Raw genomic sequence first — 26,922 nt, forward strand, 5'->3', positions numbered from 1 at the left:
CACAGATGCCACTGACACCCGAGACGCTGCCGCGACACGAGCTCAACGGACTTCCCGTTCGCGTCGTCGAGAGCGACGACGCCTCCCGGGAGGGCCTCGAGGGGCGAGTCGTCATCGAGACGACCAACACCCTCTCCGTAGAGGTTCGTGAGAACGGCGAGTCTCGGGTGGTGATGGTACTGAAATCGGGCTCGACGTTCGAGTTCGCGATCACAGATGACGCCGCCGACCTCGAGAAGGGGTCGGGGACCGCGTCCAAACTGGCCGACACTCAACCCGCTGGGACGGAGCAATCCGCACCGGTGGACCGAGCTGGCGGCGATGCTGCCAGCTGTCGTGGTGACGATCCCTCGCGGGATCGCCGCCACGCTGCCGGCGAGGGCGTGGCCTACGTTACGGTCGATGGATCGCGGCTGCTCTCACGACCCGCCCGACGCACGGAAACGAATGGTGACTCACCATGGCAATAGGACTAGACGTTGAAACCCCTCCGGAACCAGAGAACCCGGAGGAATACGACTACGAGAAGTGTCCGTTCTACGGCGAACTTCCCGTTCGAGGGCAGATCCTCGAGGGAACCGTCGTCTCGACGGACATGGACAAGACCGTAGTCGTCGAACGAGAGTACGACGTAGCGGTTCCGAAGTACGACCGCTACATGAAGCGACGCTCGCGCATCCCGGCTCACGTGCCGGGCGTGCTCGAGCCGCTCTCGGTCGGTGACACGGTCAAGATCGCAGAGACCCGACCACTGTCGAAGACCAAATCGCACGTGGTCGTCGAAGTAACCCAAGAAGCGACCGCGGAGGACGTCGCCGACCTCACCGGCCAGGCCGAACCTGAGCCGGAGCTGTCGACCGAGGACTTCGCGGGCGAAGACGAGGGTGATCAGTGATGGAGGCGATGAAAGCCGACGTCACTCAGGGACTCAAGAAGGGATCCCTGATCACGTGTGCCGACAACACTGGCGCGCGCGAACTGAAGGTCATCAGCGTCTCGGGCTACCACGGCACCAAGAACCGCCAGCCGAAGGCGGGACTCGGTGACAAGGTGACCGTCTCGGTCACGAAGGGTACCCCCGAGATGCGCCGCCAGGTCCTCGAGGCAGTTATCGTCCGCCAGCGGAAGTCGATCCGCCGGCCCGACGGCACCCGCCTCAAGTTCGAGGACAACGCGGCCGTCATCATCGACGAGAACGAGGAGCCCCGCGGGACGGAGATCAAGGGGCCGATCGCCCGCGAAGTCGCAGAGCGCTTCGGAGCAATCGCCTCTACCGCGACGATGATCGTATAGATATGAGCGAACAACCATCCAAACAGCGAAATCAGACGGAGCGTGCACCGCTGCACAAGCGACAGAAGCAGCTTCACGCGACGCTGTCCGACGAGCTCCGAGAGGAGTACGACACCCGTCGAACCCGCGTCAATGCGGGCGACACGGTCGAGGTCATGCGCGGCGACCACGCCGGCGACGAAGGCGAGGTTCTGCGCGCGATCCTCGAGGACGGAACGATTCACGTCGAAGACGTGACGGTCGAGACGGCCGACGGCGAAGAGGTGCCGCGACCGCTCGACCCGTCGAACGTCCGTATCACGGAGCTCGACCTCGAGGACGAGCGTCGCGAGGCACGCCTCGAAGGTGATAGCGAATGACGAAACACCAGAAACGACTGTCCGTACCGAAGTCCTGGCCGGTCGAACGCAAGACCGAGACGTTCACGGTCAAGGCCGGCGCCGGTCCGCACGGCGAAGAGGGTGTCCCCCTCGTCGTCCTGCTGCGGGACGTCCTCGGCTACGTCGACTCGAAGAAGGAAGCGCGATACGCCCTGAGCGAGGACGCGATCCTCGTCAACGGGGTGCCGATCAACGACGAGAAGCGACCGATCGGCATCTTCGACATCGTCGCGTTCCCCGGTCGAGAGGAGTACTTCCGCGTCTTCCCCGACGAAGGCGGTCGGCTCGCGCTGACCGAAATTGACGAGGACGCCGCCGGCAGCCGCCTCGGCAAGATCGAGGGCAAGCAGCAGGTCCCCGGCGGGGACACGCAGCTGACCCTCCACGACGGCACGAACGTCCTCGTCGAGGACGGCAGCGAGTACGACACGACCGACTCGATCGTCGTCGACAACGACGACAAATCGATCGTCGCCCACTTCCCGTTCGAGGAGGGCGCGCTCGTGACGGCCGTCCGTGGCAACCACGGCGGCAAGATCGGCGAGATCGACGCGATCGACATCACGCCTGGCAGCGGTCCGAACACCGTCGGCGTCTCCACGGACGACGACGGGTTCGAGACGATTCAGGAGTACATCGTCGTGATCGACGAGAACTTCACAGGTGATGACGAATGAGCGAAGCTGACGCCGGTGACTTCCACGAGATGCGCGAACCGCGCGTCGAGAAGGTCGTCGTCCACATGGGCGTCGGTCAGGGTGGTCGCGAACTCGGCAAGGCCGAGGACATCATCGAAGAGGTCACGAGTCAGGAGAGCGTCCGGACCCAGGCGAAACGGACCGAACCCGACTTCGGCATTCGCCAGGGCGACCCGATCGGCACGAAGGTTACCCTTCGCGACGACGACGCCTACGACTTCCTCGAGACGGCACTGCCGCTGTCGAACATCTCGGCCAAACAGTTCGACGACACGGGCAACTTCAGCTTCGGCGTCGAGGAACACACCGAGTTCCCGAGCCAGGAGTACGACCCGAACGTCGGGATCTACGGGCTGGACGTCACCGTCAACATGGTGCGCCCGGGCTACCGCGTCTCCAAGCGCGACAAAGCCACCCGCTCGATTCCGTCGCGACACCGACTGACCCCCGAGGACGCAATCGCGTTCCTCGAGGCGAACTTCGACGTGACCGTCGAGGAGGCAGACGATGAGTGAAAGCGAAACCGAAAGCGACGTAGAAAACGAGCGCACGGGCGAGCACGCCGCAAAACGCACCGGGCAGGAAGAGGCCTGCCAGCGCTGTGGCCGTAAGCAGGGGTTAGTCGGCAAGTACGACATCAACCTCTGTCGGCAGTGCTTCCGTGAGATCGCTCGCGACATGGGATTCAAGAAGTATCGATAACATGACTGGAAACGATCCACTCAGTAACGCGCTCTCGGGGCTCGACAACGCCGAGAGCGTGGGACATCTCACCCACGAGGTAACGCCCGCCTCGAACGAGATCGGCAGCGTGCTCGAGGTCTTCTACGACCGCGGGTACATCGACGGCTTCGAGTACGTCGACGACGGCAAAGCCGGTCAGTTCGAGATCGAACTGAAAGGAGCGATCAACGAGTGTGGCCCCGTCAAGCCCCGCTACAGCGTCGGTGCCGAGGACTTCGAGAAGTGGGAGAAGCGCTATCTCCCCGCTCGAGACTTCGGTGCGCTCGTCGTTACGACGAGCAGTGGCATCATGAGCCACTACGAGGCGCGTGAGCAGGGAATCGGCGGCCAGGTGATCGCATACGTCTACTAACAATGCGAGTTGAACTGGAAACCCCTGACAACGTAACCGTCGAGATCGACCACCTCGACGTAACCGTCGAGGGACCGGAGGGGAGCGTCACGCGACGCCTCTGGTACCCCGACGTGAGCGTCGACGTCGAAGGCGACACCGTGGTAATCGAAAGCGAGTCCGAGGACGCGAAGACCAACGCGACCGTCGGTACCTTCGAGAGCCACCTCACCAACGCCTTCCACGGCGTGACCGAGGGCTGGGAGTACAAGATGGAAGTCTTCTACTCTCACTTCCCGATGCAGGTCCGCGTGGAGGACGACGAGGTCGTCATCGAGAACTTCCTCGGCGAAAAGGCAGCGCGACGAACGACTATCCACGGTGACACCGACGTCTCCGTCGACGACGAGGCGCTGACGCTCTCCGGTCCGAACAAGGAGGACGTCGGCCAGACGGCGGCGGACATCGAGCAGCTGACGCGCGTCAGCGGCAAGGACACCCGCGTCTTCCAGGACGGGGTCTACATCACCGAGAAGCCCGCGACCGGAGGTGCCTGATAGATGGCAGACGAAGAACCACAGGAACTCGAGGACATCAGCGGCGTCGGCGCGAGCAAGGCCGACGCGCTGCGCGATGCCGGTTTCGAGTCCATCGAGGACGTCAAAGAGGCCGACCAGGACGACCTGGCCGAGGCCGAGGGCATCGGGAACGCACTCGCCGCGCGTATCAAGGCCGACGTCGGTGACCTCGAGGTCACCGAGGAGACTGAGGCCGAGATCGAAGACGAGGGCGCCGAGGAAGAAGAGCCGGAGGAGGACGTCGAAACGGAGCTTCAGCCCCGCGGGCTGACCGAGAAGACGCCCGATCTCTCCGAGGAAGAACAGCGGCTGCTCAACCGCCGCAAGAGCGAGGGCAAGCCGCAGTTTAACCGACAGGACTACCACAAGAAAAAGCGGACGCCCGAATCCTGGCGCCGACCCCGCGGCACGCTGTCCAAGCAACGCCGCGGCATCAAGGGCAAGGGCCCGAAGGTCCAGGCCGGCTACCGCACGCCGAAGTCCGTTCGGGGCAAACACCCCAGCGGCTTCGAGGAAGTCTACGTCGAGAACACGGACGACCTCGAGGGCGTCGACGGCGACACCGAAGCGGTTCGGATCGCCTCTTCTGTCGGCGCGCGCAAGCGCGAACGGATCGAAGAACAGGCCGAGGAGCAGGGCGTTCGCGTCCTGAACCCGACCTACGAGGAAGTCGAGGTGGAATCCAATGACTGATCTCTCCGCACAGAAGCGACTCGCAGCCGACGTCCTGGACGTCGGAGAGAACCGCGTCTGGCTCGACCCCGAAGCCCAGAGCGATATCGCCGAAGCGATCACTCGCGACGAGATCCGCGAACTCGTCGACGAGGGTCGCATTCAGGCCGACGACGCGAAGGGCAACTCCCGCGGCCGCGCTCGAGAGCGCAACAAGAAGCGCGCCTACGGCCACCGCAAGGGCCCGGGCAAGCGCCGCGGCAAGAAGGGCGCCCGCCAGAACGAGAAAGAAGAGTGGCAGGACAAGATTCGCGCACAGCGACGGAAGCTGCGTGACCTCCGCGACAAGGGCGAAATCACGCCCACGCAATACCGCGAGCTCTACAAGAAGGCTGGCGGCGGAGAGTTCCGTAGCGTCCGGTACCTGATGAACTACATCGACGACAACTACGGTGACCAATAATGGCGACAGGACCACGATACAAAGTTCCGATGCGGCGTCGCCGTGAGGTCCGGACGGACTACCATCAGAGGTTGCGCCTGCTGAAATCGGGCAAACCGCGCCTCGTCGCTCGCAAGAGCAACAAGCACACTACGGCGCAGCTGATAACCCCCGGACCACAGGGCGACGAGACGCTCGCGAGCGCACACTCGAGCGATCTCGAGGAGTACGGCTGGGAAGCCCCCACGAGTAACATTTCCGCGGCATACCTGACCGGCCTGCTGGCCGGCCAGCGAGCCGTCGAGGCCGGCGTCGAGGAAGCGGTACTCGACATCGGTCTCAACACCGCGACGCCCGGCAACAAGGTGTTCGCGGTGCAGGAGGGGGCCATCGACGCCGGCCTCGAGATCCCGCACAACGACAGCGTGCTCGCAGACTGGTCGCGTACCCGCGGCGAACACATCGCCGAGTACGCCGAGCAGCGAGACGAGCCGCTTTACGGCGGTGACTTCGACGCAACGGATCTACCAGAACACTTCGACGAGGTACGAGAGGCGATCCTCGAATGAGCGCAAACGACTACAACGACGACGGATGGCAGCCGGTCACCCGTCTCGGCCGGATGGTCCAGGAGGGCGACATCGACACGATGGACGCCGCCCTCGAGTCGGGCCTCCCGCTGAAGGAGCCCGAGATCGTCGACCAGCTCCTCCCGGGACTGGACGACGAAGTGCTGGACATCAACATGGTCCAGCGCATGACCGACTCCGGACGCCGCGTGAAGTTCCGATGTGTCGTCGTCGTGGGCAACCGCGACGGCTACGTCGGCTACGCGGAAGGCCGAGACGATCAGGTCGGCTCCGCCATTCAGAAGGCGATCGGTATCGCGAAGCTGAACATGATCAAGGTTCCCCGCGGCTCCGGGTCGTGGGAGGACCGTTCGGACCGACCACACTCGCTGACCCGACGGACGACCGGCAAGGCCGGCTCCGTCGAAGTCGAGGTCATCCCCGCCCCCGAAGGGCTGGGGCTGGCCGCCAGCGACACGGTTCGACACGTCCTCGAGCTGGCCGGCATCGAGAACGCCTGGACCAAGAGCCACGGCAACACTCGAACGACGGTCAACCTCGCGAAAGCGACGTTCAACGCGCTCGAGAACGCGTCCCAGTCGCGTCACCCGCGACGGCGACCGAACCGAGAGGAAGCCGAGGTGAGTGAGTAATGAAGGCTGTTGTGCAGGTACGCGGTGAGGTGAACCGCCACGAAGACGTCGAAGACACGCTGCAGATGCTCAACATCCACAGCGTCAACCACTGTGCGCTCGTCCCCGAGACCGACACCTACACGGGGATGGTCCACAAGGTCAACGACTACGTCGCCCACGGCGAACCCGACACCGAGGTGCTCGAGACCGTGCTCGAAAAGCGCGCCGAGCCCCTCGAGGGCAAGCAGTCCGACGTCGACGAGGAGTGGCTGGCCGAGAACGCCGACTACGACGACTTCGGTGCGCTCGCCGAGGCGCTGCTCGCCGAGGAGACGACGCTGCGCGAGCAGGGACTGTCGCCGACGCTGCGACTCCACCCCCCGCGTGGGGGCCACGAGGGCATCAAAAAACCGACGGCTGAGGGCGGTCAACTCGGAAAGCATACAACGGGGCAGATTAACGACCTGCTAGAATCGATGCGATAACCATGACGAGTAAAAAACGACGCCAACGCGGATCGCGCACCCACAGCGGCGGTTCCCACAAGAACCGACGCGGTGCGGGCCACCGCGGTGGCCGCGGCCGTGCCGGACGCAGCAAACACGAATTCCACAACTACGAACCGAAGGGGAAACACGGCTTCAAGCGTCCCCACGACATCCGCGAAGAGGTCGCGGAGATCGACGTCCAGAAGCTCGACGAGGACGCGATCCTCTACGTCGCCGAGGGGCAAGCCGAGGAGACCGACGACGGCTACGCGATCGACGCCCGTGACGTCGTTGAGGACGGCCACGAGGTCGACAAGGTGAAAGTCCTCGGTTCGGGACAGGTCCGCAACGCCCTCGAGGTGACGGCGGACGCCTTCTCGGACGCAGCCGAGGAGAAACTCGAGGCCGCCGGCGGCGAGGCGGTGCTCTCGGAACGAGGTCAGGAGGCTGACGCTGCGGACGAATCCGAAGCAGAAGCCGACGCCGAACAGGACGAGGAATAAAATATGGGATGGAAGGAAGCCGCCGAACCGGTCTTGACGCGGATGCCTACAGTGCGCCGTCCGGAGGGACACGTTCCCTTCAAGCGCAAGCTGACATGGTCAGCTGGCATCCTCGTACTGTACTTCTTCCTGACGAACATCGCGTTGCTCGGGGTTCGAAGCGGAGGAGCTACCGACCTCTTCGGTCAGTTCCGTTCGGTTCTGGCCGGCGAGCAGGGATCGATCCTGCATGTCGGTATTGGACCGATAGTCACCGCGAGCATCGTCTTGCAGTTGCTCGGTGGAGCAAACCTACTCGGTCTCGACACGGACGACCCACGGGATCAGGTGCTCTACCAGGGGCTGCAGAAGCTGCTCGTCGTCATAATGACGGTGCTGACCGCACTCCCGATGGTGTTCGCCGGCGACTTCCTTCCGGCCATGCAATCGCTGAGTCTCGGCGGTCTCGAATTCAACCAGACGCAGGTCCAGGCGCTGATCTTCGCCCAGATCTTCATCGGCGGGATTCTCCTGCTGTACATGGACGAAGTCGTCAGCAAATGGGGCGTCGGGAGCGGGATCGGCCTGTTCATCATCGCCAGCGTGAGCCAGAGTCTCGTCACCGGGTTCCTGCGACCGGCCCAGGGCGGGTTCTTCTACAACTGGTACCAGATCTTCACTGGCGAAATTCAGGTCGGCTCGCTGGTCTCCAGCGACGGGTTGATGACGCTGCTGGTCACCGACCAGGGCGGACAGCTCATCGCCTTGCTGACGACGCTGCTAATCTTCGGGATCGTCGTCTACGCGGAGTCCGTGCGGGTCGAGATCCCGCTCAGTCACGCCCGCGTGAAGGGCGCTCGTGGTCGCTTCCCCGTGAAGCTCATCTACGCGAGCGTCCTGCCGATGATCCTCGTTCGCGCGCTGCAGGCGAACCTGCAGTTCATCGGCCAGATCCTCGCCATGCAGGGTGGCGCCAACGGCGAAGGGCCGATCCAGCTGTTCGGCCAGGAACTCGCGTGGCTCGGCACGTACTCCAACGGCCAGCCCGACGGCGGGTTCTTCTACTATGTCGCGCCGATCTACTCGCCGCGCGACTGGATGTGGTTTACGGCTGACGTCGGCCAGGAGGCGTGGCAGGTACTGATCCGGATGTCCATCGACGTGGTGTTCATGGTCGTCGGCGGCGCAGTGTTCGCCATCTTCTGGGTCGAGACGACCGACATGGGCCCCGAGGCCACGGCGAAGCAGATCCAAAACTCCGGGATGCAGATCCCGGGCTTCCGACAGAACATCGGCGTCATCGAGAAGGTCATGGAGCGGTACATCCCGCAAGTGACTGTTATCGGCGGCGCGCTGGTCGGCCTGCTGGCCGTCTGGGCGAACATGCTCGGTACCATCGGCGGTGTCACCGGGACCGGCCTGCTGCTGGCCGTCTCCATCACCTACAAGCTCTACGAGGAAATCGCTGAAGAGCAGATGATGGAGATGCACCCGATGATGCGCGAGATGTTCGGCGGCGGCGACTGAGAAATACCTGCGGCCTTCTCCGTTATTTTCGACTCTCGAGAGCAATCTGTTTCGTTCGTCGCCTTCCAGGGGTGGCAGCTGCTGTTCTACGATCAGGAGAGCATCGCCGACCCGCTCGAGACGATCCCGAAGGCGATCTACGTCTCGGTCCCGGTGGCGGTGTCGATCTACATGCTCGTGGCGGTGGTGACGTACAATCTCGCGCCCCAAGCCGTTCGAAACAGTCCCCATACCGCGCTGGTCGAGGCCGCCTCGGCGATCGGCGGGGCGGTCGGGCTCGCGAGCGCGGCGGCGATCGTCATCTCGCTGTCGGCGCTGTTCTCGACGGGGAGCGCGATCAACGCGACGCTGTTCTCGACGGGCTACTTCGCCAAGGGAATGCTGTCCGACGACCTGCTGCCCGATCGGGCGGGCGACTCGAGCGAGAGCGGCGTTCCCGAACGCACTCTGCTGATTCTCGGGGTCGTGACGGCGGCGTTCACCGCCTACGGAAGCCTCTCGGCGATCACCGCGTTCGCCTCGCTTTCGTTCATCGTCGTCTTCGGCGCGATGAGCGCGCTCGCGTTCACCAAGCGCGACGCCCTCTTGCCGACGCTCGCCGGCCCAGACCTGAGACGTCTGGGCGCCGTACCAGGTGAACGGGACACGATGAACCCCGTCATGATCGTCGCCCGTCTCGCGGCTGGACTCGCGTTCATCCTCGCCAACGCCTTCTTCGTCGCCATCGAGTTCGGCCTGACCCGGGCGCGACAGTACTCCGCCGAGGAGTTCGACGAACCCGGGCTCCAGCGGGCCTGGGAAATGACCGACGATCTCGAGATCTACCTCACGAGCTGTCAGGTGGGAATCACGGCCTCGAGCATCGCCGTCGGTATCGTGGCCGAACCGGCGCTCGCGGCCCTGTTCGAGCCCTTCCTCGCGGACTCCCGGCTCGCGTCGGTCGGTGCCGGCGGGATCCTCGCATTCGTCATCATCAATCTCGTCCACCTGACCCACGGCGAGCAGACGCCGACATATCTCGGCGTCGAGCGATCGAAGACCGTCTGTCGATACTGTGCGACGCCCCTGTACTGGTTCGCGTGGCTTATCTCGCCGATCATCCGCATCGGCGACGGCGTGGCCAAGTGGACGCTCGGGCTGTTCGGCGTCGAGATGAGCGGCGCGTGGCTCGAGACCGAGGTCGACACGATCGAGTCGCGGGCCGAACTGCGAACCGAACTCGCATCGGTCCTGGAGGAAGGGGACCTCCCGGACGAGCGACGCGAGGAGGTGCTGAACGCCCTCGAGATCGGAACGGAATCGGTCGAAGAGGTCGCAGTCCCGTCGGATGACGTCGTCGCCCTGTCGACGGCGGTCGAGCCCGAGGAGAACCTCCGACGCATCGAGGAGTCGCCCCACACCCGATACCCGCTCGTCGGTGACGACCTGTCGGACTACCGCGGCAACGTTTACGTGCCGATGCTGCCCCACCGCGGCGAGGACCTGGTCGACGACGACAGCGACGTCGACATCGAGTCGATCGCGTCGAAGCCCCTGGAGATCGACCCCGACACGTCGGTCAGCGACGCGATCGACCGGTTCCAGGCGGCCAACGACGAACTGGCGCTGGTCACGGACGACGACGGCGTCGTCGGACTGCTCACCGTCACGGACGCCGTCGAGGAGATCATGGGCGAACTCCGGGATCCGATGGACGTGCGAGCGGACACAGAGGCAGGGGCAGAGGCGTAGCGCCGACGGTCGCCTCCCGATAGCCGAGCGCTTCGAGACGCTGCTCTACGTTCCGCCGATTCTTCCCGTCGAGCCCCGGGAGGTCACCGGACGGCTTCTCGACCGCGGGGATCGGTGCCGACTCGAGGACCGCCGGCGCGTCGTCGCCGAGCGTGGTGATGGTAGACACGCGATATCGAATTACTTGGGGGCAACTATCGGAGAGAACTATCGTCGATCCGAAGCGACTCCTCGTCGACGGCATCGAACTCGGCAGCCACGAGGTTGCCGGCTGGATCGAAGAGTTCCGATTCGTCCCTCAGTACGTACAGTTCGCCCTGTTCCGTTTCCGAACCTTCCTGCGGGAAAAAGAGGAACCGATCGTTCGTGCCGAAGTACTCAGCGTGGACGGTCTCGTAATCCGTAAACAGACCGCTTTGCTCGATATCCTGTGGGACCCAGCCCTGCGGTCCCGACGTGATTCTGAACGGCGCGCTCGAGAAGAAGTTCTCGGGGCGGACAGCAGCCTCGCCGCCGTCGTCATCCAGAATTTCGAAGTCCTCGTTGATCTCGAGTTCGAAGGGGAGATCCGCTTCGGTGAGCGGTCGGTACCGGACGCGGACGAGATCAGTAATCCCTAACTCGTTTTCGGGTGGTGTTAATAACCGGTCATCGAATACGTACTTCGCTCCCTCCTCGATTTGCACGTCTCGGGGCACGAAGAGATACCCCTCTCTGTTCGTGTTGAAGTGTTGAATGACGCGCACGCTGTGATTCCGGAGGACGTCCGGGTTGTCGACGACGGGAGCATCCTGCAGTGGCGGTGAAACGACCCGGAAGACTTCGCCTGAGAAGTACATCTCGCCGGTCGTGATCGCTTCTCGAAATTGGCCGCTGCCGTCGTTCGACGACGAGGACTCCTGCCCTCCGGCGGTTCCGATCGCACCGAGTCCGAGTGCAGCCGAGGCGACCGAACCCGCCTTTACGAACCAACGTCGTGATTTCCGGCCGCGGTGATCGTTCATGGTAAATCAACATCCATCGAGGACGCTCGGCCTTTTAGGCCGCTTGCCGATAGTCCACGGGCCAGCTTTTGCATGCATCTATCGGTCGTTATCACGGGTTTCAGGAAATCTAGTTCTCGGATTTGGACCGAAGTCGTTGCCGGAAGAATCCGACGAGTTCGTCGACGTAGTCGGTTCCCCAAACCGCGACGATCATTGCTCCGACCGCGTTGAACACGAAGTCGGTGACGATGTCGTCGATGCCGAAGACGGTGACAACCGTACCGCCGAGGGCGAACTCCAGTACCTCCCAGATGACGCCGATCGCGAGGACGAAAACGACGATGAACACGGATCGAAACGTCGACGGGACGTTCATCTCGTCGGAATGGAGTTCGAACGCACGGAAGGCGGCGTATCCCAGGCCGGCGATAACCGATGCCGAGACCGTGTGGGCGATCTCGTCGTACCACTGGTACGTTTCGTACAGCCAGAGCGATCCTATGGTGTGGAGAATGACGGCGGCGGTAATCCAGAGGACGAGTCCGGCGTCCATCGAGTATCCGTACTCCCGACGCAACCACGCCGGGAGAAGCGTTATCCCGAGGGCTAACCCCGCTGTTCCGGTAATCGCGAACTGAATCGTCACCGCCCCGTAACCGAGGAGCGCAACGAGTGCGAGCTGCAGCCCCCGAACAATACGGCGCTCTTGGGTATCTGTCAGTCCCACTGCGTCGCTGAGCGTCATAGTGATTCTGCTCCGTTTGCGGCCCGATCGACGGCCCCCGCCGGCTGGAATCGTCTGACGTACCACTGAAAGATCCCACCGAGCGCGAGTCCGACGACGGTAACGACGACGAAATCCCGCTGCAGTTCGGCCTGCGAGCGCAGGTACGCGGTTCCGAGCCATCGATCCGAGTAGAACTGCGCGACGGTCCAAAGCGCCTGGAGTGCTATCGTCGTCAACACCGCGAAACCGACGGAAAACCGACGGCTTAGTTTGACCGCCGTAAACGCTTCGAGCTCGACGACGACGATGAGTGCGAGCGCTGCGACGGTGATATACACCGAGGTTTCGAACGGAAATACAACTGCACCGGCGACGGCAGCGAACGCAACGACTGCTAGGAGCGGCCAAGAGACCAGTGCCGTCCAGTCGCCGGTCGTTAGCGCCGGCGCTGCGACCGCGGCGACGATGAGTAATTCGAACCCGCCCCAGAGTAGAACGCCCGCGTATATGTCCTCGAGGCCGCCCAGCGCCACGATAGTCACTAGCAACCAGCCGATGATGGCGTTGGTTCGCTCGTCGCGGATGAGTTCCGCAAGCGTCACAGAGTACTAACACGGTTCGAGCCACTAAAATGCGTAGCAGATTTGTAGCTCTCTGACCGCCTCGAGATCCGGAGTCGATGAAACCCAGAGCGATGATCCAGGTCCGTTGTCCGTATTCCCGCACCTAATTCTCGGTATCGACACAGGACCTCAACGATCCATAACTCGGCGCTATCTGCCGGCGCCGGCGCGGAACTCGAGCGCCGCACGGTCGGTGGCTCCGTCTCTACTCGGCGGTCGCACGGAGGGACGGCTCGCGACGGACGATCGTCGCTCGTCAGTTCGGATCCGCGCCGTCGGTCGCGTCCGCTCCCGTTCCCGCTCCGGAACCCGTGTTTGTGTTTGCATCGGTACCCGTGTCTACGTCCGTATCAGCGCCCGCATCAGCGTCGTCGACCGGTCCTTCGCCCAACCGAACAGGTGTCGCTTTTCGTTGGCGTAGTAGTAGCGGTACGCGTCGACGTAGTCGTCGGCCGTCCACTCCCCGGTCAACTGCGGGGGATCCGCAAGCCCCTCCGTCGGCCACTCGAGGTTCCGAACGAGATCCCCGTCGAGCGAACGGACGGTCGCCCAGCAGCCGTGGCGCTCCGTCGGCTCGTGATCCCAGCGGTAACGCCACTCCTCGTGGGCGAGTTCGGTGTAGTCGTACAGGTACTCCCAGTTGGCGAGCGATCGGGCGGCCCACCGAGTCAGCGGATTGTCCGGGTGAGAGAAGTAGAGTGCCTCGGACTCCGGATACCCGTTCTGCTGGACCGCAGTCGTCAGCACCATCGAACACTCGAAGACGCTGCTGGAGACGTGTCTGTCGACGAGCCACCGCGCGGTCCGCTCGAGGTCGCGGTCGAGCCAGAAGGCGTTGACCATTCGACTCGAACGACGCGACGCGAGACGGTAGGTCCACTGCCGGTCGTCGCCGTCAGTAACGGTCGCTGACACCCCATCAAGAGCAGGTGCCCTATCCACAATCCTCCGCCACGACAGTTACAATCGGTTCCTAATGCGACGACGAACTCTCGGACGCGACAATATCTCGACCGGAACCGATTCTCATGGGGGAGCGAACGCAGAGAACACGGGGGACGTCCAGAGGCGGCCGACGCGACGCGACCTGCTCGCCGGTATCGGTGGCGCGAGCGCGACTCTGTTGGCCGGGTGTTCGACGACGGTGGGGACGGGACCCGCTCCGACGCTCCGGATCGGCACCCTCCGACCGCCGATCATGCTCGATCCGATCACGGCTGAATCGATCGGCTCGGAACAAGCCGTCGAGCGCGTCTTCGAGGGCCTCTACGCGTACGGCGAGGGGACCGACGTCGTCCCCGCGATCGCAGACGGCGAGCCGACGACCGAAAACGACGGGCGCGAATTCGTCGTCGAACTCGACGACGGCGCTCGGTTCCAGAACGACCGGGACGTGATCGCCGAGGACGTCGTCTATTCGTACACCGCGCCGCTCGAGGAGGACGCGCCGACGGCGTGGCGGGTGAGCCCGTTCGAATCGGTCGAGGCCGAGGACGAACGCACCGTCCGGTTCACGCTCTCGGAGCCGTATCCGGCGCTCGAGCACGCGCTCACGCATCCGATCGTGCCCCGGCAGGAGCGCGAGGACGACAGGGAGGCGTTCGCCGCGAACCCAATCGGCGCCGGTCCGTACGAGGTCGCCTCGTTCAGCGCGGAGAAGAAGGCCACGTTGATCCGCTGGGACGACTACTGGGGCGAGACCCGACCGGCGATCGAGCGCCTCACGCTGGCGTACGTCGAGTTCCCGATGACCCAGCTGACCAGCCTTCGGACGAATCGCAACGATATGATCGAGCCGGTCTCGCCGCTGATCGTCGATCACGTCGGCGACGTCGCGAACGCGTCGGTGAAGCGCCAGCAGGGGTACACGTCGTTTTACTACGGGTTCAATCTGAACGAGGGGCCCACGACCGACCCGCGAGTCCGCGAGGCGATCAGCTACTGCATCGACCTCGAGAAGGCGGTCTCCGAGTTCATCGAGCCGATGGGACAGCGCCAGTACGGCCCGCTGCCGCCGCAGGTGGCCGAGGAGTGGGACATGCCGACCGACGAGTGGACGGACCTCGCCAACGAGAAAAACGTGGAGCGGGCCAAGAACCTGTTCCGCGAGGCCGACGCGGCAAGCGGCCAGCTTCGCATACTCACGTCGATGGATCCCAAACACAAGGAGTTAGGCGAGGCGCTCGCCGGCGGACTTCGGGACGCCGATCACGGCGCCCTCGTCATCTCGAAGCCCGAAACGAAGTTCGTCGAACGGTACGTCTCCGGTTCCCAGCGCGATTACTCGGTGTTCGTCGGCGAGATCAGCGGTACCCCCGATCCGGACTCGCACCTCTACCCGACGTTTCACGAGAACATGACGGGCGTGACGAACGGGACGTTCTATCGCGAGGACGCGGTCATGAACCGACTCGAGTCGGCTCGACGGACGGACGATCGCGAACGGCGACGAGAGCTCTACGAGGCGGCAGTCACGAAACTGCTCGAGGACCGGGTCTGCCTGCCGATCTGCTCGTTCGAGAACAGTTTCGCCGTGGACGCGGGCGTCGAGAACTTCCGCGTCCATCCGATCTCGAAAGTCAATCCGCGGCTCGCGGGGGAGCAGGGAGTCGTGACGATCGACGGAGGTGATGGCTCGTGAGCGACGACAACGGCGGCGGCGATAACGGCGGTGACGACGGAAGCGGATTCGGCGTCGGAACGGCTGTCGCGCTGGGCGTCGGCGGCATCGTCGGCGGCGGCATCTACGCGGCGATCGGTATCGTCGTGGCCGCCGCGGGGATTCTGACGTGGTTCGCCTACAGTCTGGCGACCGTCGTCGTCTTCTGCTGTGCGTACTCGTACATCAAGCTCAACGACGCGACCGAGAGCAGCGGCGGCTCTGTCTCCTATATCGAGGAGCTGTCGGGCAGATCGACAGTGGCCGGCGTCGTCGGCTGGACGCTCGTCGTCGGCTACATCGGGACGATGGCGATGTACGCCTACGCGTTCGGGATGTACGCGCAGATGATGATCGGTGTCGAGTACGTCTTCGGACTCCCCATCCGACAGTTCCTCTCGATCGGTATCGTCGCCGTCTTCGTCGGACTGAACCTCCTCGGTGCGGGCTCGTCGGCGTCGGTCGAGCGGTTGCTCGTGTTCGTGCAGGCGGGGATCATCGCCGTCTTCGGCCTCATCGGACTCTGGTACGGCGCGGCGAACTTCCAGTTGCGACTCGGGCTCTCGCAGCTCGGGTTCAACCCGGTTCTCGCGGCGTCCGTCGGGTTCGTGTCGTTCGAGGGTTGGCAGCTCCTGTTCTACGATCAGGACCAGTTCGACGATCCCGACGAGACCCTCGCGAAGGGCGTGTTCATCTCGATCCCGATCGCGGCGGCGATCTACATCCTCGTCGGCTTCGTCATCACGACGCTGTTGCCCGAGGAGGTGATCGCCGCCCAGCCCGAACCGGCGTTGCTCTACGGCGCCCTGCTCATCTCGAAGTGGCTCGCACTGGCGGTCGGCATCGCTGGACTCGTCTCGACGGCCAGCGCGATCAACTCGACGCTGTTCAGCGAAGCGCTGTTCGCGAAGAACCTCATCAGCGACGACATCCTCCCCCACGAGATGGGCGATCCGGACGCCGACGCTGCGCCGAAACGGGCCGTGCTCGTCATCGGCGCCCTGACGGCTGCGTTCACCGCGCTCGGCAGCCTCGAGGCCGTCGTGGAGTTCGCCTCGCTGGCGTTTATCGTCGTCTTCGGGTCGATGAGCGCGCTCGCGCTGACGGTGCGCGATTCCGACGACGTGGACGTCAACCCAATTCCGCCGCTGATCGGCGCGATCGGCTCGGCCGCGTTCTTCGTCATGCTGACGTGGTACCTCTACTCACAGCTCCCCGCGGTCTTCTGGCTGGTCGTCGTCATCGCCGTGCTCGTTTTCTCGGTCGAGGCGATGTACTTCAAGCGTCAGGAGCTCTCGGAAGGCGTTCGAGCCGTCGAAAAGCGAATCTGATCGCTCTCGGCCGGCGTCATCGAACGCTCGCGGACGCTGCCGATGACGCATCCGTCGGAGCCGCGTCCTCACCCGCTCGTCGCAGTGAGAACGTAGGCCGAACCCCTATCGGTTCTCTCGTCGGACCGGCAGACGTACTCGAGCGTTCGGAAGACACCGGGTCGAACGCCGGACAGATGCAAGAACTGAACATCGCTCTCGTCGCGCTCGGCGGACTGACGTTGCTTCTGCGCCTTGTCGCCGGGCTCTTGGAGAACCGATCGTCGTCCTCGAGCAGTTCGCCCGCCTCACGATGGGGCTGGCCGTCATGGCCGCTGCGCTGCGGATCCCGAAGCGGTACTTCCGGACGAACAACGTCGCGATGGCGGCGGTGCTCGTTCCCGGACTCGTCGCCATGTGGCTCGTCAGCGGCGGCCTCGCCTACGCGCTGCTGGACGTCCCGCTCTGGATCGCGCTGCTCATCGGAGCGATCGTCACGCCCACAGACCCGGTGCTGACGGGGACGATCGGCACCGGCCATCTACGCTCGAGTACGGTCCGTCTTCGCGAAGTCCTACACGTTGCCTGTGAAACGGCCGTTGGCGACGTCGGTCCTCATCGATCGGTGTGATAGAAGTATTATCTTCGTATCAACACCCACCTATCAGGAGTTCCTCTCTTTCGAGACCTCTTGTCAGCAGTAATCGGGCGGTTTCGAAACGGAAGTAAATAGCTGCCGAGGCGTCTCACCTGCTGTCGCAAGGGCCGTATTTTTACCCCGAACTTCGTCTTACTCGGACCACGGGATGACAACAGCGCAAGATGTAGCAATCATCGGCGCATCGATGACGAAGTTCGGGCAACGCGAGGAGGAGTGGATCCTCGAGCTCCTCGCGGAGGCCGGGCTGGAGTGCCTCGCGGACGCGGGTGCCGAGGCCAGCGACGTCGACCACCTGTACGTCTCGAACATGGCCAGCGGCGAGTTCGAGGGGATGACGGGCGTGATGAACGCTCTCGCACACGACCTCGGCGCGATGCCAGCGTACACCGAGCGCGTCGACCAGACGAGTTCCAGCGGCGGCGCGGGAATCTACGCCGCCTGGCAGTCGATCGCCAGCGGCGCCAGCGACCTGACGCTGCTCGTCGGCGGCGAGAAAATGACCCACCGAACGACCGGCGAATCGACCGACATCATCGCCTCGGTCACCCACCCCGCCGAGTACAAACACGGCGTCACCCTCCCCTCCTTCGCCGGCCTCACCGCCCGCCACTACCTCGAGCGGTTCGACGCGTCTCGCGAGAGTCTGGCGACGGTCGCCGCCAAAAACCACAAAAACGGCGTCGACAATCCGAACGCCCAGTTCCAAAAGGAAGTCGCCGTCGACACCATCCTCGAGTCGCCGGTAATCGCGGATCCGCTGCGGCTGTACGACTTCTGTCCAGTTACAGACGGCTCGGCCGCCCTCCTGCTCTGTTCCGAGGAGACCGCTCGAGAGTACACGGACGACTACGTCGTCATTTCGGGTATCGACGGCGCCACGGACACGCACGTCGTCCACGAACGAGAGGATCCGACCGTGATGGGCGGCGTCGTCGAGAGCGGCGAGGGCGCCTACGAGATGAGCGGCTACGGCCCCGACGACATCGACGTCGCCGAACTCCACGATATGTTCACCATCCTCGAATTCCTCCAGATGGAGGGGCTGGGCTTCGCCGAGCAGGGCGAAGCGTGGGAACTCGTCGAGGACGGCTACACCGAGCGCGACACGGGCGAACTGCCAATCAACACCTCCGGCGGCCTCAAGTCGAAAGGGCATCCGCTGGGTGCTAGTGGGGTCGCACAGGCGGTCGAAATCTACGAACAACTGATGGACGAAGCGGGCCCGCGACAGGTCGACGCGGACGTCGGCCTCTGCTGTAACGTCGGCGGCTTCGGCAACTGCGTTATCACCACCATCATGGAGGCAGCACGATGAGCATGGACGCCTACGAGTACGAGGACGGCTCGATCAGCTACCCCGGTCACCCGCGCAGTCGCGGCGGTGCCGAACCCGTCGGAACGATTGATCTCAGCGAGTACACCGGCGAAGTCGTCACCTGGACGACCAGCACGGCGACCCCGCCCGGCGTTCGCGAACCGAACACGCTCGCTATCGTCGAGTTCGACGTGGAGGGTGAGTCGGTCCGCGCGCTCGGACAGGTGACCACGGACGAGATCAAAACCGGCGACGAAGTCGAACCCGTCTACGTCGAGGAACTTCGCGAGCCCGGCGCCGGCATCCGCGAGCCCGAGAGCCAGGACTGGGACGGCTACCGGTTCCAACCGCTCTGAGAGCGCCGGTCCTTGAGGAGTTAGAGAACGCGCATGGCTCGAGTCAGACGGAGCTGGATGAAACTCGAGCCGAACAGAATGAAACACTGATAGCGGACGGTACCGGAATTCAGGGCCGTCGTCGATGACGGCGAGCGATTACTGGATGGAGTACCCCGCCGCGATGGTCAGCAGGAAGACCATGAACACGGCGGTGGCCATCATGTAGCTGATCGACCGCGGCTCTTCCTTCAGGTGCTGGAAGTAGCCGGCGATCAACCCGACCTTGATGATCGCCAGGATGATCGTTCCGATTAACGCCATCTGGTAGCTGAACGCCTCGAGGTGGAAGAAGACGAACTTCCCCGTCGCCAGCGCCACCAGTGCGATGTATATGAGGGTGTACGTCCGAATATCAGCCATTGGTGTACAATGCGGATGACGGCCACTTATACCTTCCTCAAACGATCGACGTCGGCGAGTCCCGGTGCCTTTTCGGCGCGATCTCACGGCTGGCGCTTGAGGGAAACGACACGTAGATGGGAGCGCAGTCCAACCGTTTACTAATGAGTGAACGTTCGGTGTTCGCCCGCCGAGTCGGGATCGCCTGTGCGCTCGCAGTACTGGCCGTCGGCGCCGGCGCCGGCGTCGTCGCGGCGAGTAACGTCGCGGCGGGACTCGGAGGCAGCCGGGGAGATACGTCGGTGCCGACGTGGCTGTACCTCGCGACCGGCGGCGGCGTCATCGGCGCGTCGGCGGTACTGACGATGCTCGTGACCGACCGACGGACCATCGGTCGGTACCACGACGATACGCTCTCCCTGCCGCTCGAGCGGCTCCGAACAGCCGGGTCGTTGCTGCTGGGAACGATCGGCATCGGAGCGCTCGCGTTTGTCATCGTCGTCGGACTCTTCGGGCCGCCGAACGGCAGTTTCAGCGCGGCCGTATTGTTGACGTTCGTCGGCGGCCGCGCGCTGTTGACCCTCGGGACGTACGTCGTCGGCAACCCGTGGCCCGCGCTCAACCCGTGGCGGCGAATCGCGACCGCGCTTCCCAACGGCTACGCGACCTACCCGAACCGGCTCGGCTCCTGGCCCGCCGTCGGCGGCCTGCTCGCGCTCGTCTGGCTCGAGTTGGTCGCGCCCCTGAGTAGCTCGCCGCGCGCGCTCGTGGCCGTCGTAGTCGCCTACTCGGCGTTCACGATCGGCGGGGCGGTCGCCTTTACCCCCGAGACGTGGTTCCGGAAGGGCGACCCGCTCTCGGTCTGGTTCCGGCTCTACGGCGCCGTCGCACCCATCCAGCGGACCGAGGAGGGACTCGAGTTGCGATATCCGGGTGCGAGGCTGGGCGAGGACGACGTGGTGACAGACGTCTCGCTGGTCGCGTTCGTGCTCGCGTTGGTCTGGGAGTTGACCTACAGCGGCTTCGTCGTGACCGCGCCCGGCGCCCGGACCGTCGAGGCGCTGGTCGGGGTCGGCTTCCCGCCGCGGCTCGTCTATCTCGTGTTGTTGCTGGCCGGGTTCGGCGTCTTCTGGGCGGTCTACTGGATCGCCGCGGAACGCACCCGAGAGCGCGCCGAGACGTACCTCTCGCGGCGATACCTCGGACTCCGATTCGCGGCTCCGCTGCTCGCGATCGCCGCGGGCTATCACTTCGCCCACTACGCTGGCTTCTCGATCTCGCTGTGGCCGTCGCTGATCGACACCGTCGCCGCGCCGCTGAACCCGCCAGAGAACCCGACAAAGTACGCTCTGACGTCGTGGTTCGGCTACGTCGAAATCGCCGGGATCCTGATCGGTCACATCCTCGCGGTCTGGCTTTCCCACACTGTCTCGTTCGACCTGTTCCCCGGCAAACTGCAGGCGATCCGGAGCCAGTACCCCTTCATCATCGTTATGATCTTCTTTACGATGATCAGCCTATATCTGGTCTCGGTCCCCGGCGCGGAAGCCGCGTACGTACCGAGCTAAGCCGATATCGTCTCCGGCGCGTCCTACAAGCCTTACTTCACATCCTATCGAACACCGGTAGACACTTCTTCGCGTGCTCCCAACGCGAGGCCAACGCATGACCGCCGGGCAACTCACCGACGTCGATCTGCACCCCGAACCGGTGACGGAGTACGAGTACGACGTTCCGGCCGGCGAGGAGCCCGAAACGACATGTCCCTACTGCGGGCGACCGTTTCGCACCCAGCGGTACGCGACGTACCATCTCGACGTCGCCCACCCCGACGAACTGAGCGACGAGGAGCGGGCGGCCGTCGAGGACGTCCGTGACGACGAAGAGTACGAACTCTTCACCTTCCACGTCAAGGCGGCCGTCTCCGTGTTTCTCACGTACTTTCTGTTTACCTTTATCTACGCGCTCGTCTGGGCCGGCTGACCGCTTCGAACGCTGACTCGCGGCGTCGCTCGCCGACCGTTCCGTTTTGAAGACAGTCTGACCTCCAGAACATTGTTATTCGACGGCTGCTTCTGAGGGCATCATAGCGCCTTCCCTCCTGGACTCAAGTCCGGGCTCCAATCGGCTGTGGTCCGTCGTTCTCATCTGTCTAATGCTGTCGACGGCGCTTTCGGTACCGATCCTCGCCGGTGGTGGCGCTCTCGCCGCCGGCGACTTCGACGCGTCGCTGGCCGATGGGCACGCCGACGACGAGACGACCGACAACGAGTCGATCAGAATCGGCGACTCGCTTGAGTCTGCCGACGGCACGGTCGAGGTCGTGGTCCAACTCGAGGAGCCGACGGTTCCCGACGCGATCCCGGCTGACGACGCCGACGAGTACCTCGCGGAGCACGCCGAGGAGAGCCAGGAACCGCTGCTCGACTACGCTGACCGAACCGCGGGCATCAGCGTCGAGACCGGGTTCTGAGTGGCCAACGCCGTGTTGCTCACCGTCGACACTGAGCGAGTCGACCTCGAGACGTTCGCTCGGTTCTCCGCGGTCGAGGCGGTTCACGAGAACTTCGAGGTTTCCATCCCCGAGCAGCCGTCGTCGAATTCGACCGCCTTCGGGTCGACGACCGGCGAGGAACCCACACCGACACCCGCCGACGCCACCGCTACCGATCCGCGACCCACCGCCGGACTCGAGTTACTGAACGCGCCCGCCGTCTGGGACGAGTACGGGACCCGGGGCGCGGGCGTCCGCGTCGCCGTCCTCGATACCGGAATCGACGCGACGCACCCGGACCTCGAACTCTACACCGACGATCCGTCGGATCCGACGTACCCGGACGGCTGGACCAAGTTCGACGCCGACGGGAACCGCATCGAAGGGTCGACGCCCTACGATTCCGGAACGCACGGCACGTACGTCAGCGGCACCATCGCCGGCGGAACCGCGAGCGGCGCTCGAATCGGCGTCGCCCCGGAGGCGGAGCTGCTCCACGGGCTCGTCCTGCGCGAGACCAGCGGCTCGTTCGCACAGATCGTCGCCGGCATGGAGTGGGCGCTCGCGTCCGAGGCCGACGTGATCAGTATGAGCCTCGGAGCGAACGGCAGACACGACGCGCTGATCAATCCGGTTTGAAACGCCAGGGACAGCGGCGCCGTCGTCGTCGCGGCGGTCGGACGTCCTAGATACTCGAGACGGCACAGACACAATCGGAGACAGAGATCCGCTACGGTCACGGGATCGTCACGCCGAGGCGGCGGCGGACGCGCTCGTCGCGAGCGATCGACGCCCCGTCAGAACGACCGCCGGAGAATCCGCGGAGACGCACACCGACGGGACGCCGTCGAATCTCGTTGCACTCCTCGGTGGTGTGGTGATAGTCACCGTCACGGTGTACCTCTGGGTCCTCCGCACTGGGTTCTCGTTCCCTCGCGACGATCCGTGATCGCGCCGTTCGCTCTCGGCTGACGTCCGTCAGCGGTGAGAATCGTGGCGTCGTAATCACACTTGCTCGAGTCATACTACGTCGGCCGGTATCTCGAACGTCCGCTTCTCACCGGCCGCCGTCGAACGGAGACGAGACGGTCGACGATGACGAGCCACTGAACATGGACGAGACGGTCGTGACTCGCGATGGTGGCAGCCGATCGAACGCCGCGAAAAAATCAACCGAATCGTGTAGCGGGCCGCAGGGCCGCTACATCAGGTAGAACAGCGGGAAGAGGAAGACCCAGACGATGTCGACGAAGTGCCAGTAGAGCCCGAAGAACTCCACCGGTCGGTGGTCTTCCAGATAGGCGTCGACGGTGATGATCCGGTAGATCATGAACAGCGCGACGAGCACGCCGAGGATCACGTGGAGTGCGTGGAGCCCGGTCGTGACGAAGTAGATCGAGTAATCGATCCCGCTGAACCAGTAGTGCCCGTCGGCGAACTTGCTGCTGTACTCGAAGGCCTTGACGCCCATGAAGACGAACGCCAACAGGACCGTCGCGACCATCGAGCCGAGCATGGCCTTCTTGTTCTTCCGTTCGGCGAAGGCCAGCGCCAGGATCACCGTGAAGCTCGAGGTGAGCAGGACGTAGGTGTTGAACAGCCCCGCCATGGTGATCGTGTCGAGGTGCCAGTTGCTCCAGCCGCTGTGGAGGCGCATGAAGACGTACGCTCCGATCGCGCCGCCGAAGACGACAACGTCAGAGGCCAGGAAGACCCAGACGCCGAGCTTCGTGTTGCCGACGCCGCCGAACGGCCAGCGTTCGGCAACCGCCATCTCGGGAACGTTGAACTCCTCGACGCCGAACTTGAACAGCGTGACACCAAGGATTCCGACGCCGAGAAGCAACAGAATCGGATACGTGATGCTCGGCTCGGCCGCGGCGCTGGCGAGGTGTTCCGGCGGGTGTTCGGTACCCTGAATGAACTTGTGGACATACGGCGTCATTCCGGACAGGCCGAGGAAGAGGACGAACGTGCCGATCCCGATACCGAAGGGCCAGATACTGGCGTGGTCGGCGTGTTCCTCATGGGTCGTGTCCACGGCCGTCGCCTCACCGTGTCCGGTCGCGACGCCGCCGTCGGTCGCAGCCGCCGCATCGTCGACGAACTCGAGGCGACCGCTGGCGTAGCTGGGTCGGTCGGCCCAATTCTCCAGCGGCGGCGGCGAGGGGATCGCCCACTCGGCGGTCCGGGAGTACTCCCAGGGGTTATCGGGTGCGTCGGGACCCGTGAGTAGGCTCTTCCCGAGCGTGAAGAACATGATCAGGAACGACGCGCCGAAGACGAACGCGCCGACGGTCGACGCCTGATGGTAGATCTGTGCGCTCTCGCTGTAGTGGAAGATGCGCCGCGGCGTCTCCCAGGCGAGGAACAGCGGGAAGTACAGCAGGTTGAAGCCGACGAAGTAAACCGCGAAGTTGAGCTTTCCGAGGGTCTCGGAGTACATCTTCCCAGTTATCTTCGGCCACCAGTAGTAGATCCCGGCGACTAGCGCGGTCACCCCCGAGACCATCACGTAGTGGAAGTGCGCGACGACCCAGTAGGTGCCGCGGAACTCGTAGTCCAGCACGACGGCGCCGAGGAAGACCCCGGTGATGCCGCCGAGGATGAACAGGACGAGCGCCCCGAGGCTGAACAGGAACGGCGTGGTAAACCGCACGCGTCCCTTGACCATCGTGTAGATTAGCGCGAAGACCATCAGGTCGAACGGCAGCGAGATCCCGATGGTCGTCGCCATGAACAGCGTCTTGATCTCGAGGTTGATCGCCGACAGGAACATGTGGTGCATCCAGACGAGGAACGACTGGACCGCGACCAGGACCATCGCGATGATGACCCACTTGCGGCCGACGAGTCGTCGTCCCGTAAAGGTCTGGAACGTCTCGAACATGATTCCCAACGCCGGGAAGAAGACGATGTACACCTCCGGATGCCCGAAGAACCAGAACAGGTGCGCCCACAGCAGACTCGAACCCTGATCGGTCGAGAAGTACTGCGTGAGCATGATCCGGTCGACCGAGAGCAACAGGAGCGCGGCCAGCAGCGCCGCGAACGCGAACAGCATCATCCAGGCCGTCAGCAGCCACGACCAGGTGAACATCGGCATGTTCCACAAGCCGAGGCCTTCAGCGCGCGAACGGTGGATCGTCGTGAGGAAGTTCACCGTCCCGATCGTGATTGAGATGATGAACAGCAGGAGCGCGAGCACCGTCGCGTTCCCGCCGGCCGTCGCCTCCAGTACCGTGTTGAACGACGGTACGTTCAGTGGCGCGTACATCGTCCAGCCGCCGGCGAAGGTCGTCCCCTGGAAGAAGGAGATGCCCATCAGAACGCCCGAGAACAGGTAGAACCAGTAACTCAGGGCGTTCAGCCGCGGGAACGCTAGATCCTTCGCGCCGATCTGCAGCGGGACGAAGTAGTTCGCGAAGCCGGACGCGATCGGCGAAAGGAACCAGAAGACCATCAACAGCCCGTGGGCCGTGACGGCCTGATTGAACTCGATCGTTTCGAGCAGCCCCGTTCCGCCGGGCACCCACAGGTGTGCACGGAAGAGCAGCGCGAGCACCCCTCCGAGCATGAGGAAGAACAGGGCCGTCGCGATGTAGAGGATCCCGACGTCCTTGTGGTTGGTTGTGACCAGCCATCGCTTGACCGACGTCATCGGTGGTAGGTCACTCATTCGCCGTCACCTCCATGGCCGCTCTCGTTGGTTCCGTTCCCATTATCTGATTCGTTGGCGCTTCCGGCGGTGAAGGTCTCGCTCGAGGGACCGTCGATGTTGATGGTCTTCTCGATCGTCTCGTACTGGCCGTCCTCGAACGTGATCGTCACGTTGTATTCACCGCCCTGCTGGAGGTCCTCGTGATCGAGACTGATCGTCCCGTTCTCGTCGAAGTCTTCGGCGGTGTACGTGTGCACGAGGTCCTCCTCGTACTGGTCGTTCTCGGTGTGCTCGAGGGTCATCTCGTAGCCCTCGGTGACCGGCGTCTCGTTCTGGTCGACGACCTCGACCTCGAGTGTCAATTGACTGTTGAGCCACTCGTTGAACGCCTCTTCTTCCATGACCTGAACGGTACCGGTCATCGCCGTGTGTCCCTTTCCACAGAGTTCGAAACACTTGATCTCGTGTTCACCGGTTTCCTCGGCCATGAACCACGTCTCGTCGTACTCGCCCGGAATTGCGTCGGATTTCACCCGTAAGTCGGGTATGCCGAACGTGTGCCAGACGTCGCCCGACGTCGTCTGGATCGCGATCGGCTTGTCGGCAGGAACACGCATAGTACCGATCTCTTCGACGCCGTTCGCGTACTCGAAGTACCAGGCGAACCCGTCGCCAGTGACCTCGATCTCGGCCGGCTCCTCGTCGAACTCGTCCTGGGGATCCTCGACGTACAGGAGCATCCCGTACGTCCAGATCACCAGCGAAATGACGATAACGGCGCTGATCCCGAACGATAGGAACAGCTTCTTTCCACCCTTTCCACCTGTCGGTAGTTCCCCGAGCGTCGGCAGCGACTCGTCGTCTTTCGGCTCGCCGTCGTCCCGATACTTGTACGCGTTGTACAAGACATACGAAACTACGACGACACCGACGAGCGTCCCGAGTCCGAGAAACACCAGGAAGATCTCCTCGAACACGTCGACGCGTGTCTGCTGCAACGGCATCGGGGTCGTTAGTGCGCTGTAAATTGTGTTCACCTCGTTTGAAGACCGCTTATATGTCGGAGGATGATGGCCGGGAGCACTTATCTATTTGGAAACGGCCTGATAGTCGCCGCTCACCGGTCGTCCGTCCGGTGACTCCGACCGTCTCGTCTACGCTGCATCGTGCCATCACCTC

Annotated in this window: 32 protein-coding genes and 1 pseudogene; 26 read left to right on the top strand and 7 right to left on the bottom strand. The window is 63.8% G+C overall.

Annotation, left to right across the window (positions count from 1 at the left end):
- Positions 1–5 precede the first annotated feature (5 nt).
- The 17 genes from EH209_RS01800 to EH209_RS24370 all read left to right on the top strand — a co-directional run bounded on the left by EH209_RS01800 (position 6) and on the right by EH209_RS24370 (position 10,570).
- Entirely contained in the window at positions 6–470 is a 465-nt protein-coding gene (locus EH209_RS01800; protein ID WP_126661277.1) for a ribonuclease P protein component 1, read from the top strand.
- Positions 461–895 carry a 30S ribosomal protein S17 gene (locus EH209_RS01805; RefSeq protein WP_126661278.1) on the top strand — a complete coding sequence of 145 codons (435 nt, stop codon included), beginning with the start codon at positions 461–463 and terminating at the stop codon, positions 893–895. The genes EH209_RS01800 and EH209_RS01805 overlap by 10 nt, the downstream gene beginning before the upstream one ends.
- A complete protein-coding gene (locus tag EH209_RS01810; RefSeq protein WP_008894885.1) occupies positions 895–1,293 on the top strand; it encodes a 50S ribosomal protein L14 in 399 nt (132 codons plus the stop codon). The genes EH209_RS01805 and EH209_RS01810 overlap by 1 nt, the downstream gene beginning before the upstream one ends.
- Positions 1,294–1,295: 2 nt before the next feature.
- Positions 1,296–1,652 (top strand): 50S ribosomal protein L24, encoded by a 357-nt coding sequence (gene rplX / locus EH209_RS01815; RefSeq protein ID WP_008894884.1) that lies wholly within the window; start codon positions 1,296–1,298, stop codon positions 1,650–1,652.
- Complete coding sequence (locus EH209_RS01820) at positions 1,649–2,350, top strand: 30S ribosomal protein S4e (protein WP_126661279.1); 702 nt, start codon at positions 1,649–1,651, stop codon at positions 2,348–2,350. Before rplX ends, EH209_RS01820 begins: the two co-directional genes overlap by 4 nt.
- Positions 2,347–2,886: a 50S ribosomal protein L5 gene (locus EH209_RS01825; protein WP_126661280.1), complete on the top strand. Its 540-nt coding sequence runs from the start codon at positions 2,347–2,349 to the stop codon at positions 2,884–2,886. The genes EH209_RS01820 and EH209_RS01825 overlap by 4 nt, the downstream gene beginning before the upstream one ends.
- Complete coding sequence (locus EH209_RS01830) at positions 2,879–3,073, top strand: 30S ribosomal protein S14 (protein WP_008894881.1); 195 nt, start codon at positions 2,879–2,881, stop codon at positions 3,071–3,073. The genes EH209_RS01825 and EH209_RS01830 overlap by 8 nt, the downstream gene beginning before the upstream one ends.
- Position 3,074: 1 nt before the next feature.
- Positions 3,075–3,467 carry a 30S ribosomal protein S8 gene (locus tag EH209_RS01835; protein ID WP_126661281.1) on the top strand — a complete coding sequence of 131 codons (393 nt, stop codon included), beginning with the start codon at positions 3,075–3,077 and terminating at the stop codon, positions 3,465–3,467.
- Positions 3,468–3,469: 2 nt separating this feature from the next.
- Positions 3,470–4,003, top strand: a complete 534-nt coding sequence (locus EH209_RS01840; RefSeq protein ID WP_126661282.1) for a 50S ribosomal protein L6 — start codon at positions 3,470–3,472, stop codon at positions 4,001–4,003.
- A gap of 3 nt (positions 4,004–4,006) precedes the next feature.
- Positions 4,007–4,717, top strand: a complete 711-nt coding sequence (locus EH209_RS01845) for a 50S ribosomal protein L32e (RefSeq protein ID WP_126661283.1) — start codon at positions 4,007–4,009, stop codon at positions 4,715–4,717.
- On the top strand, positions 4,710–5,159 hold the full coding sequence (locus EH209_RS01850) for a 50S ribosomal protein L19e (RefSeq protein ID WP_126661284.1): 450 nt from the start codon (positions 4,710–4,712) through the stop codon (positions 5,157–5,159). The genes EH209_RS01845 and EH209_RS01850 overlap by 8 nt, the downstream gene beginning before the upstream one ends.
- Positions 5,159–5,707 (top strand): 50S ribosomal protein L18, encoded by a 549-nt coding sequence (locus EH209_RS01855; RefSeq protein ID WP_126661285.1) that lies wholly within the window; start codon positions 5,159–5,161, stop codon positions 5,705–5,707. Before EH209_RS01850 ends, EH209_RS01855 begins: the two co-directional genes overlap by 1 nt.
- Positions 5,704–6,360 carry a 30S ribosomal protein S5 gene (locus EH209_RS01860; protein WP_126661286.1) on the top strand — a complete coding sequence of 219 codons (657 nt, stop codon included), beginning with the start codon at positions 5,704–5,706 and terminating at the stop codon, positions 6,358–6,360. Before EH209_RS01855 ends, EH209_RS01860 begins: the two co-directional genes overlap by 4 nt.
- Complete coding sequence (locus tag EH209_RS01865; protein WP_126661287.1) at positions 6,360–6,827, top strand: 50S ribosomal protein L30; 468 nt, start codon at positions 6,360–6,362, stop codon at positions 6,825–6,827. The genes EH209_RS01860 and EH209_RS01865 overlap by 1 nt, the downstream gene beginning before the upstream one ends.
- A gap of 2 nt (positions 6,828–6,829) precedes the next feature.
- The gene (locus tag EH209_RS01870; protein WP_126661288.1) at positions 6,830–7,333 is read left to right on the top strand and encodes an uL15m family ribosomal protein; all 504 of its coding nucleotides are present in this window, start codon (positions 6,830–6,832) and stop codon (positions 7,331–7,333) included.
- 3 nt (positions 7,334–7,336) lie between these two features.
- A complete protein-coding gene (gene secY, locus EH209_RS01875; protein ID WP_126661289.1) occupies positions 7,337–8,839 on the top strand; it encodes a preprotein translocase subunit SecY in 1,503 nt (500 codons plus the stop codon).
- A gap of 648 nt (positions 8,840–9,487) precedes the next feature.
- Positions 9,488–10,570, top strand: coding sequence for a CNNM domain-containing protein (locus EH209_RS24370; protein ID WP_211338336.1), 1,083 nt, complete (start codon positions 9,488–9,490; stop codon positions 10,568–10,570).
- Positions 10,571–10,764: 194 nt separating this feature from the next.
- Here EH209_RS24370 and EH209_RS01885 read toward each other — a convergent pair whose 3' ends face one another.
- The 4 genes from EH209_RS01885 to EH209_RS01900 all read right to left on the bottom strand — a co-directional run bounded on the left by EH209_RS01885 (position 10,765) and on the right by EH209_RS01900 (position 13,821).
- The gene (locus tag EH209_RS01885; protein ID WP_126661291.1) at positions 10,765–11,574 is read right to left on the bottom strand and encodes a twin-arginine translocation signal domain-containing protein; all 810 of its coding nucleotides are present in this window, start codon (positions 11,572–11,574) and stop codon (positions 10,765–10,767) included.
- 109 nt (positions 11,575–11,683) lie between these two features.
- The gene (locus EH209_RS01890) at positions 11,684–12,301 is read right to left on the bottom strand and encodes a hypothetical protein (RefSeq protein WP_126661292.1); all 618 of its coding nucleotides are present in this window, start codon (positions 12,299–12,301) and stop codon (positions 11,684–11,686) included.
- Entirely contained in the window at positions 12,298–12,885 is a 588-nt protein-coding gene (locus EH209_RS01895; RefSeq protein WP_126661293.1) for a hypothetical protein, read from the bottom strand. The genes EH209_RS01890 and EH209_RS01895 overlap by 4 nt, the downstream gene beginning before the upstream one ends.
- Positions 12,886–13,245: 360 nt before the next feature.
- Entirely contained in the window at positions 13,246–13,821 is a 576-nt protein-coding gene (locus tag EH209_RS01900; RefSeq protein ID WP_249038728.1) for a hypothetical protein, read from the bottom strand.
- 229 nt (positions 13,822–14,050) lie between these two features.
- On the opposite strand from EH209_RS01900, the gene EH209_RS01905 reads away from it, so the two are divergent.
- From EH209_RS01905 to EH209_RS01925, 5 genes are all read left to right on the top strand, one after another.
- Positions 14,051–15,547 carry an ABC transporter substrate-binding protein gene (locus EH209_RS01905; protein WP_249038729.1) on the top strand — a complete coding sequence of 499 codons (1,497 nt, stop codon included), beginning with the start codon at positions 14,051–14,053 and terminating at the stop codon, positions 15,545–15,547.
- Positions 15,544–16,896, top strand: coding sequence for an APC family permease (locus tag EH209_RS01910; protein WP_126661295.1), 1,353 nt, complete (start codon positions 15,544–15,546; stop codon positions 16,894–16,896). The genes EH209_RS01905 and EH209_RS01910 overlap by 4 nt, the downstream gene beginning before the upstream one ends.
- Positions 16,897–17,188: 292 nt before the next feature.
- On the top strand, positions 17,189–17,506 hold the full coding sequence (locus tag EH209_RS01915; RefSeq protein WP_249038730.1) for a cation:proton antiporter domain-containing protein: 318 nt from the start codon (positions 17,189–17,191) through the stop codon (positions 17,504–17,506).
- Between the two features lie 175 nt (positions 17,507–17,681).
- On the top strand, positions 17,682–18,851 hold the full coding sequence (locus EH209_RS01920; protein ID WP_126661296.1) for a thiolase family protein: 1,170 nt from the start codon (positions 17,682–17,684) through the stop codon (positions 18,849–18,851).
- Positions 18,848–19,207: an OB-fold domain-containing protein gene (locus EH209_RS01925; RefSeq protein ID WP_126661297.1), complete on the top strand. Its 360-nt coding sequence runs from the start codon at positions 18,848–18,850 to the stop codon at positions 19,205–19,207. The genes EH209_RS01920 and EH209_RS01925 overlap by 4 nt, the downstream gene beginning before the upstream one ends.
- Before the next feature lie 138 nt (positions 19,208–19,345).
- Here EH209_RS01925 and EH209_RS01930 read toward each other — a convergent pair whose 3' ends face one another.
- Positions 19,346–19,609, bottom strand: a complete 264-nt coding sequence (locus EH209_RS01930) for a cytochrome C oxidase subunit IV family protein (RefSeq protein WP_126661298.1) — start codon at positions 19,607–19,609, stop codon at positions 19,346–19,348.
- Positions 19,610–19,752: 143 nt separating this feature from the next.
- Here EH209_RS01930 and EH209_RS01935 point away from each other — a divergent pair, with 143 nt between their 5' ends.
- The 4 genes and pseudogenes from EH209_RS01935 to EH209_RS24515 form a co-directional block, all read left to right on the top strand.
- The gene (locus tag EH209_RS01935; protein ID WP_126661299.1) at positions 19,753–21,156 is read left to right on the top strand and encodes a hypothetical protein; all 1,404 of its coding nucleotides are present in this window, start codon (positions 19,753–19,755) and stop codon (positions 21,154–21,156) included.
- Positions 21,157–21,253: 97 nt separating this feature from the next.
- Positions 21,254–21,571 carry a DUF7410 domain-containing protein gene (locus tag EH209_RS01940; RefSeq protein WP_126661300.1) on the top strand — a complete coding sequence of 106 codons (318 nt, stop codon included), beginning with the start codon at positions 21,254–21,256 and terminating at the stop codon, positions 21,569–21,571.
- Positions 21,572–21,743: 172 nt separating this feature from the next.
- Positions 21,744–22,061, top strand: coding sequence for a hypothetical protein (locus EH209_RS24510; protein ID WP_249038731.1), 318 nt, complete (start codon positions 21,744–21,746; stop codon positions 22,059–22,061).
- Positions 22,062–22,718, top strand: a pseudogene (locus tag EH209_RS24515) (S8 family serine peptidase); the annotation flags it as partial. It abuts the gene before it with no gap.
- Positions 22,719–23,283: 565 nt separating this feature from the next.
- Here the strand turns inward: EH209_RS24515 and EH209_RS01950 are convergent.
- Positions 23,284–25,761 (bottom strand): cbb3-type cytochrome c oxidase subunit I, encoded by a 2,478-nt coding sequence (locus tag EH209_RS01950; protein WP_126661301.1) that lies wholly within the window; start codon positions 25,759–25,761, stop codon positions 23,284–23,286.
- A complete protein-coding gene (coxB, locus tag EH209_RS01955; RefSeq protein WP_126661302.1) occupies positions 25,758–26,747 on the bottom strand; it encodes a cytochrome c oxidase subunit II in 990 nt (329 codons plus the stop codon). Before coxB ends, EH209_RS01950 begins: the two co-directional genes overlap by 4 nt.
- Between the last annotated feature and the right edge of the window lie 175 nt (positions 26,748–26,922).

The organism is Haloterrigena salifodinae, assembly GCF_003977755.1.
In the GTDB taxonomy this organism is placed as follows: domain Archaea; phylum Halobacteriota; class Halobacteria; order Halobacteriales; family Natrialbaceae; genus Haloterrigena; species Haloterrigena salifodinae.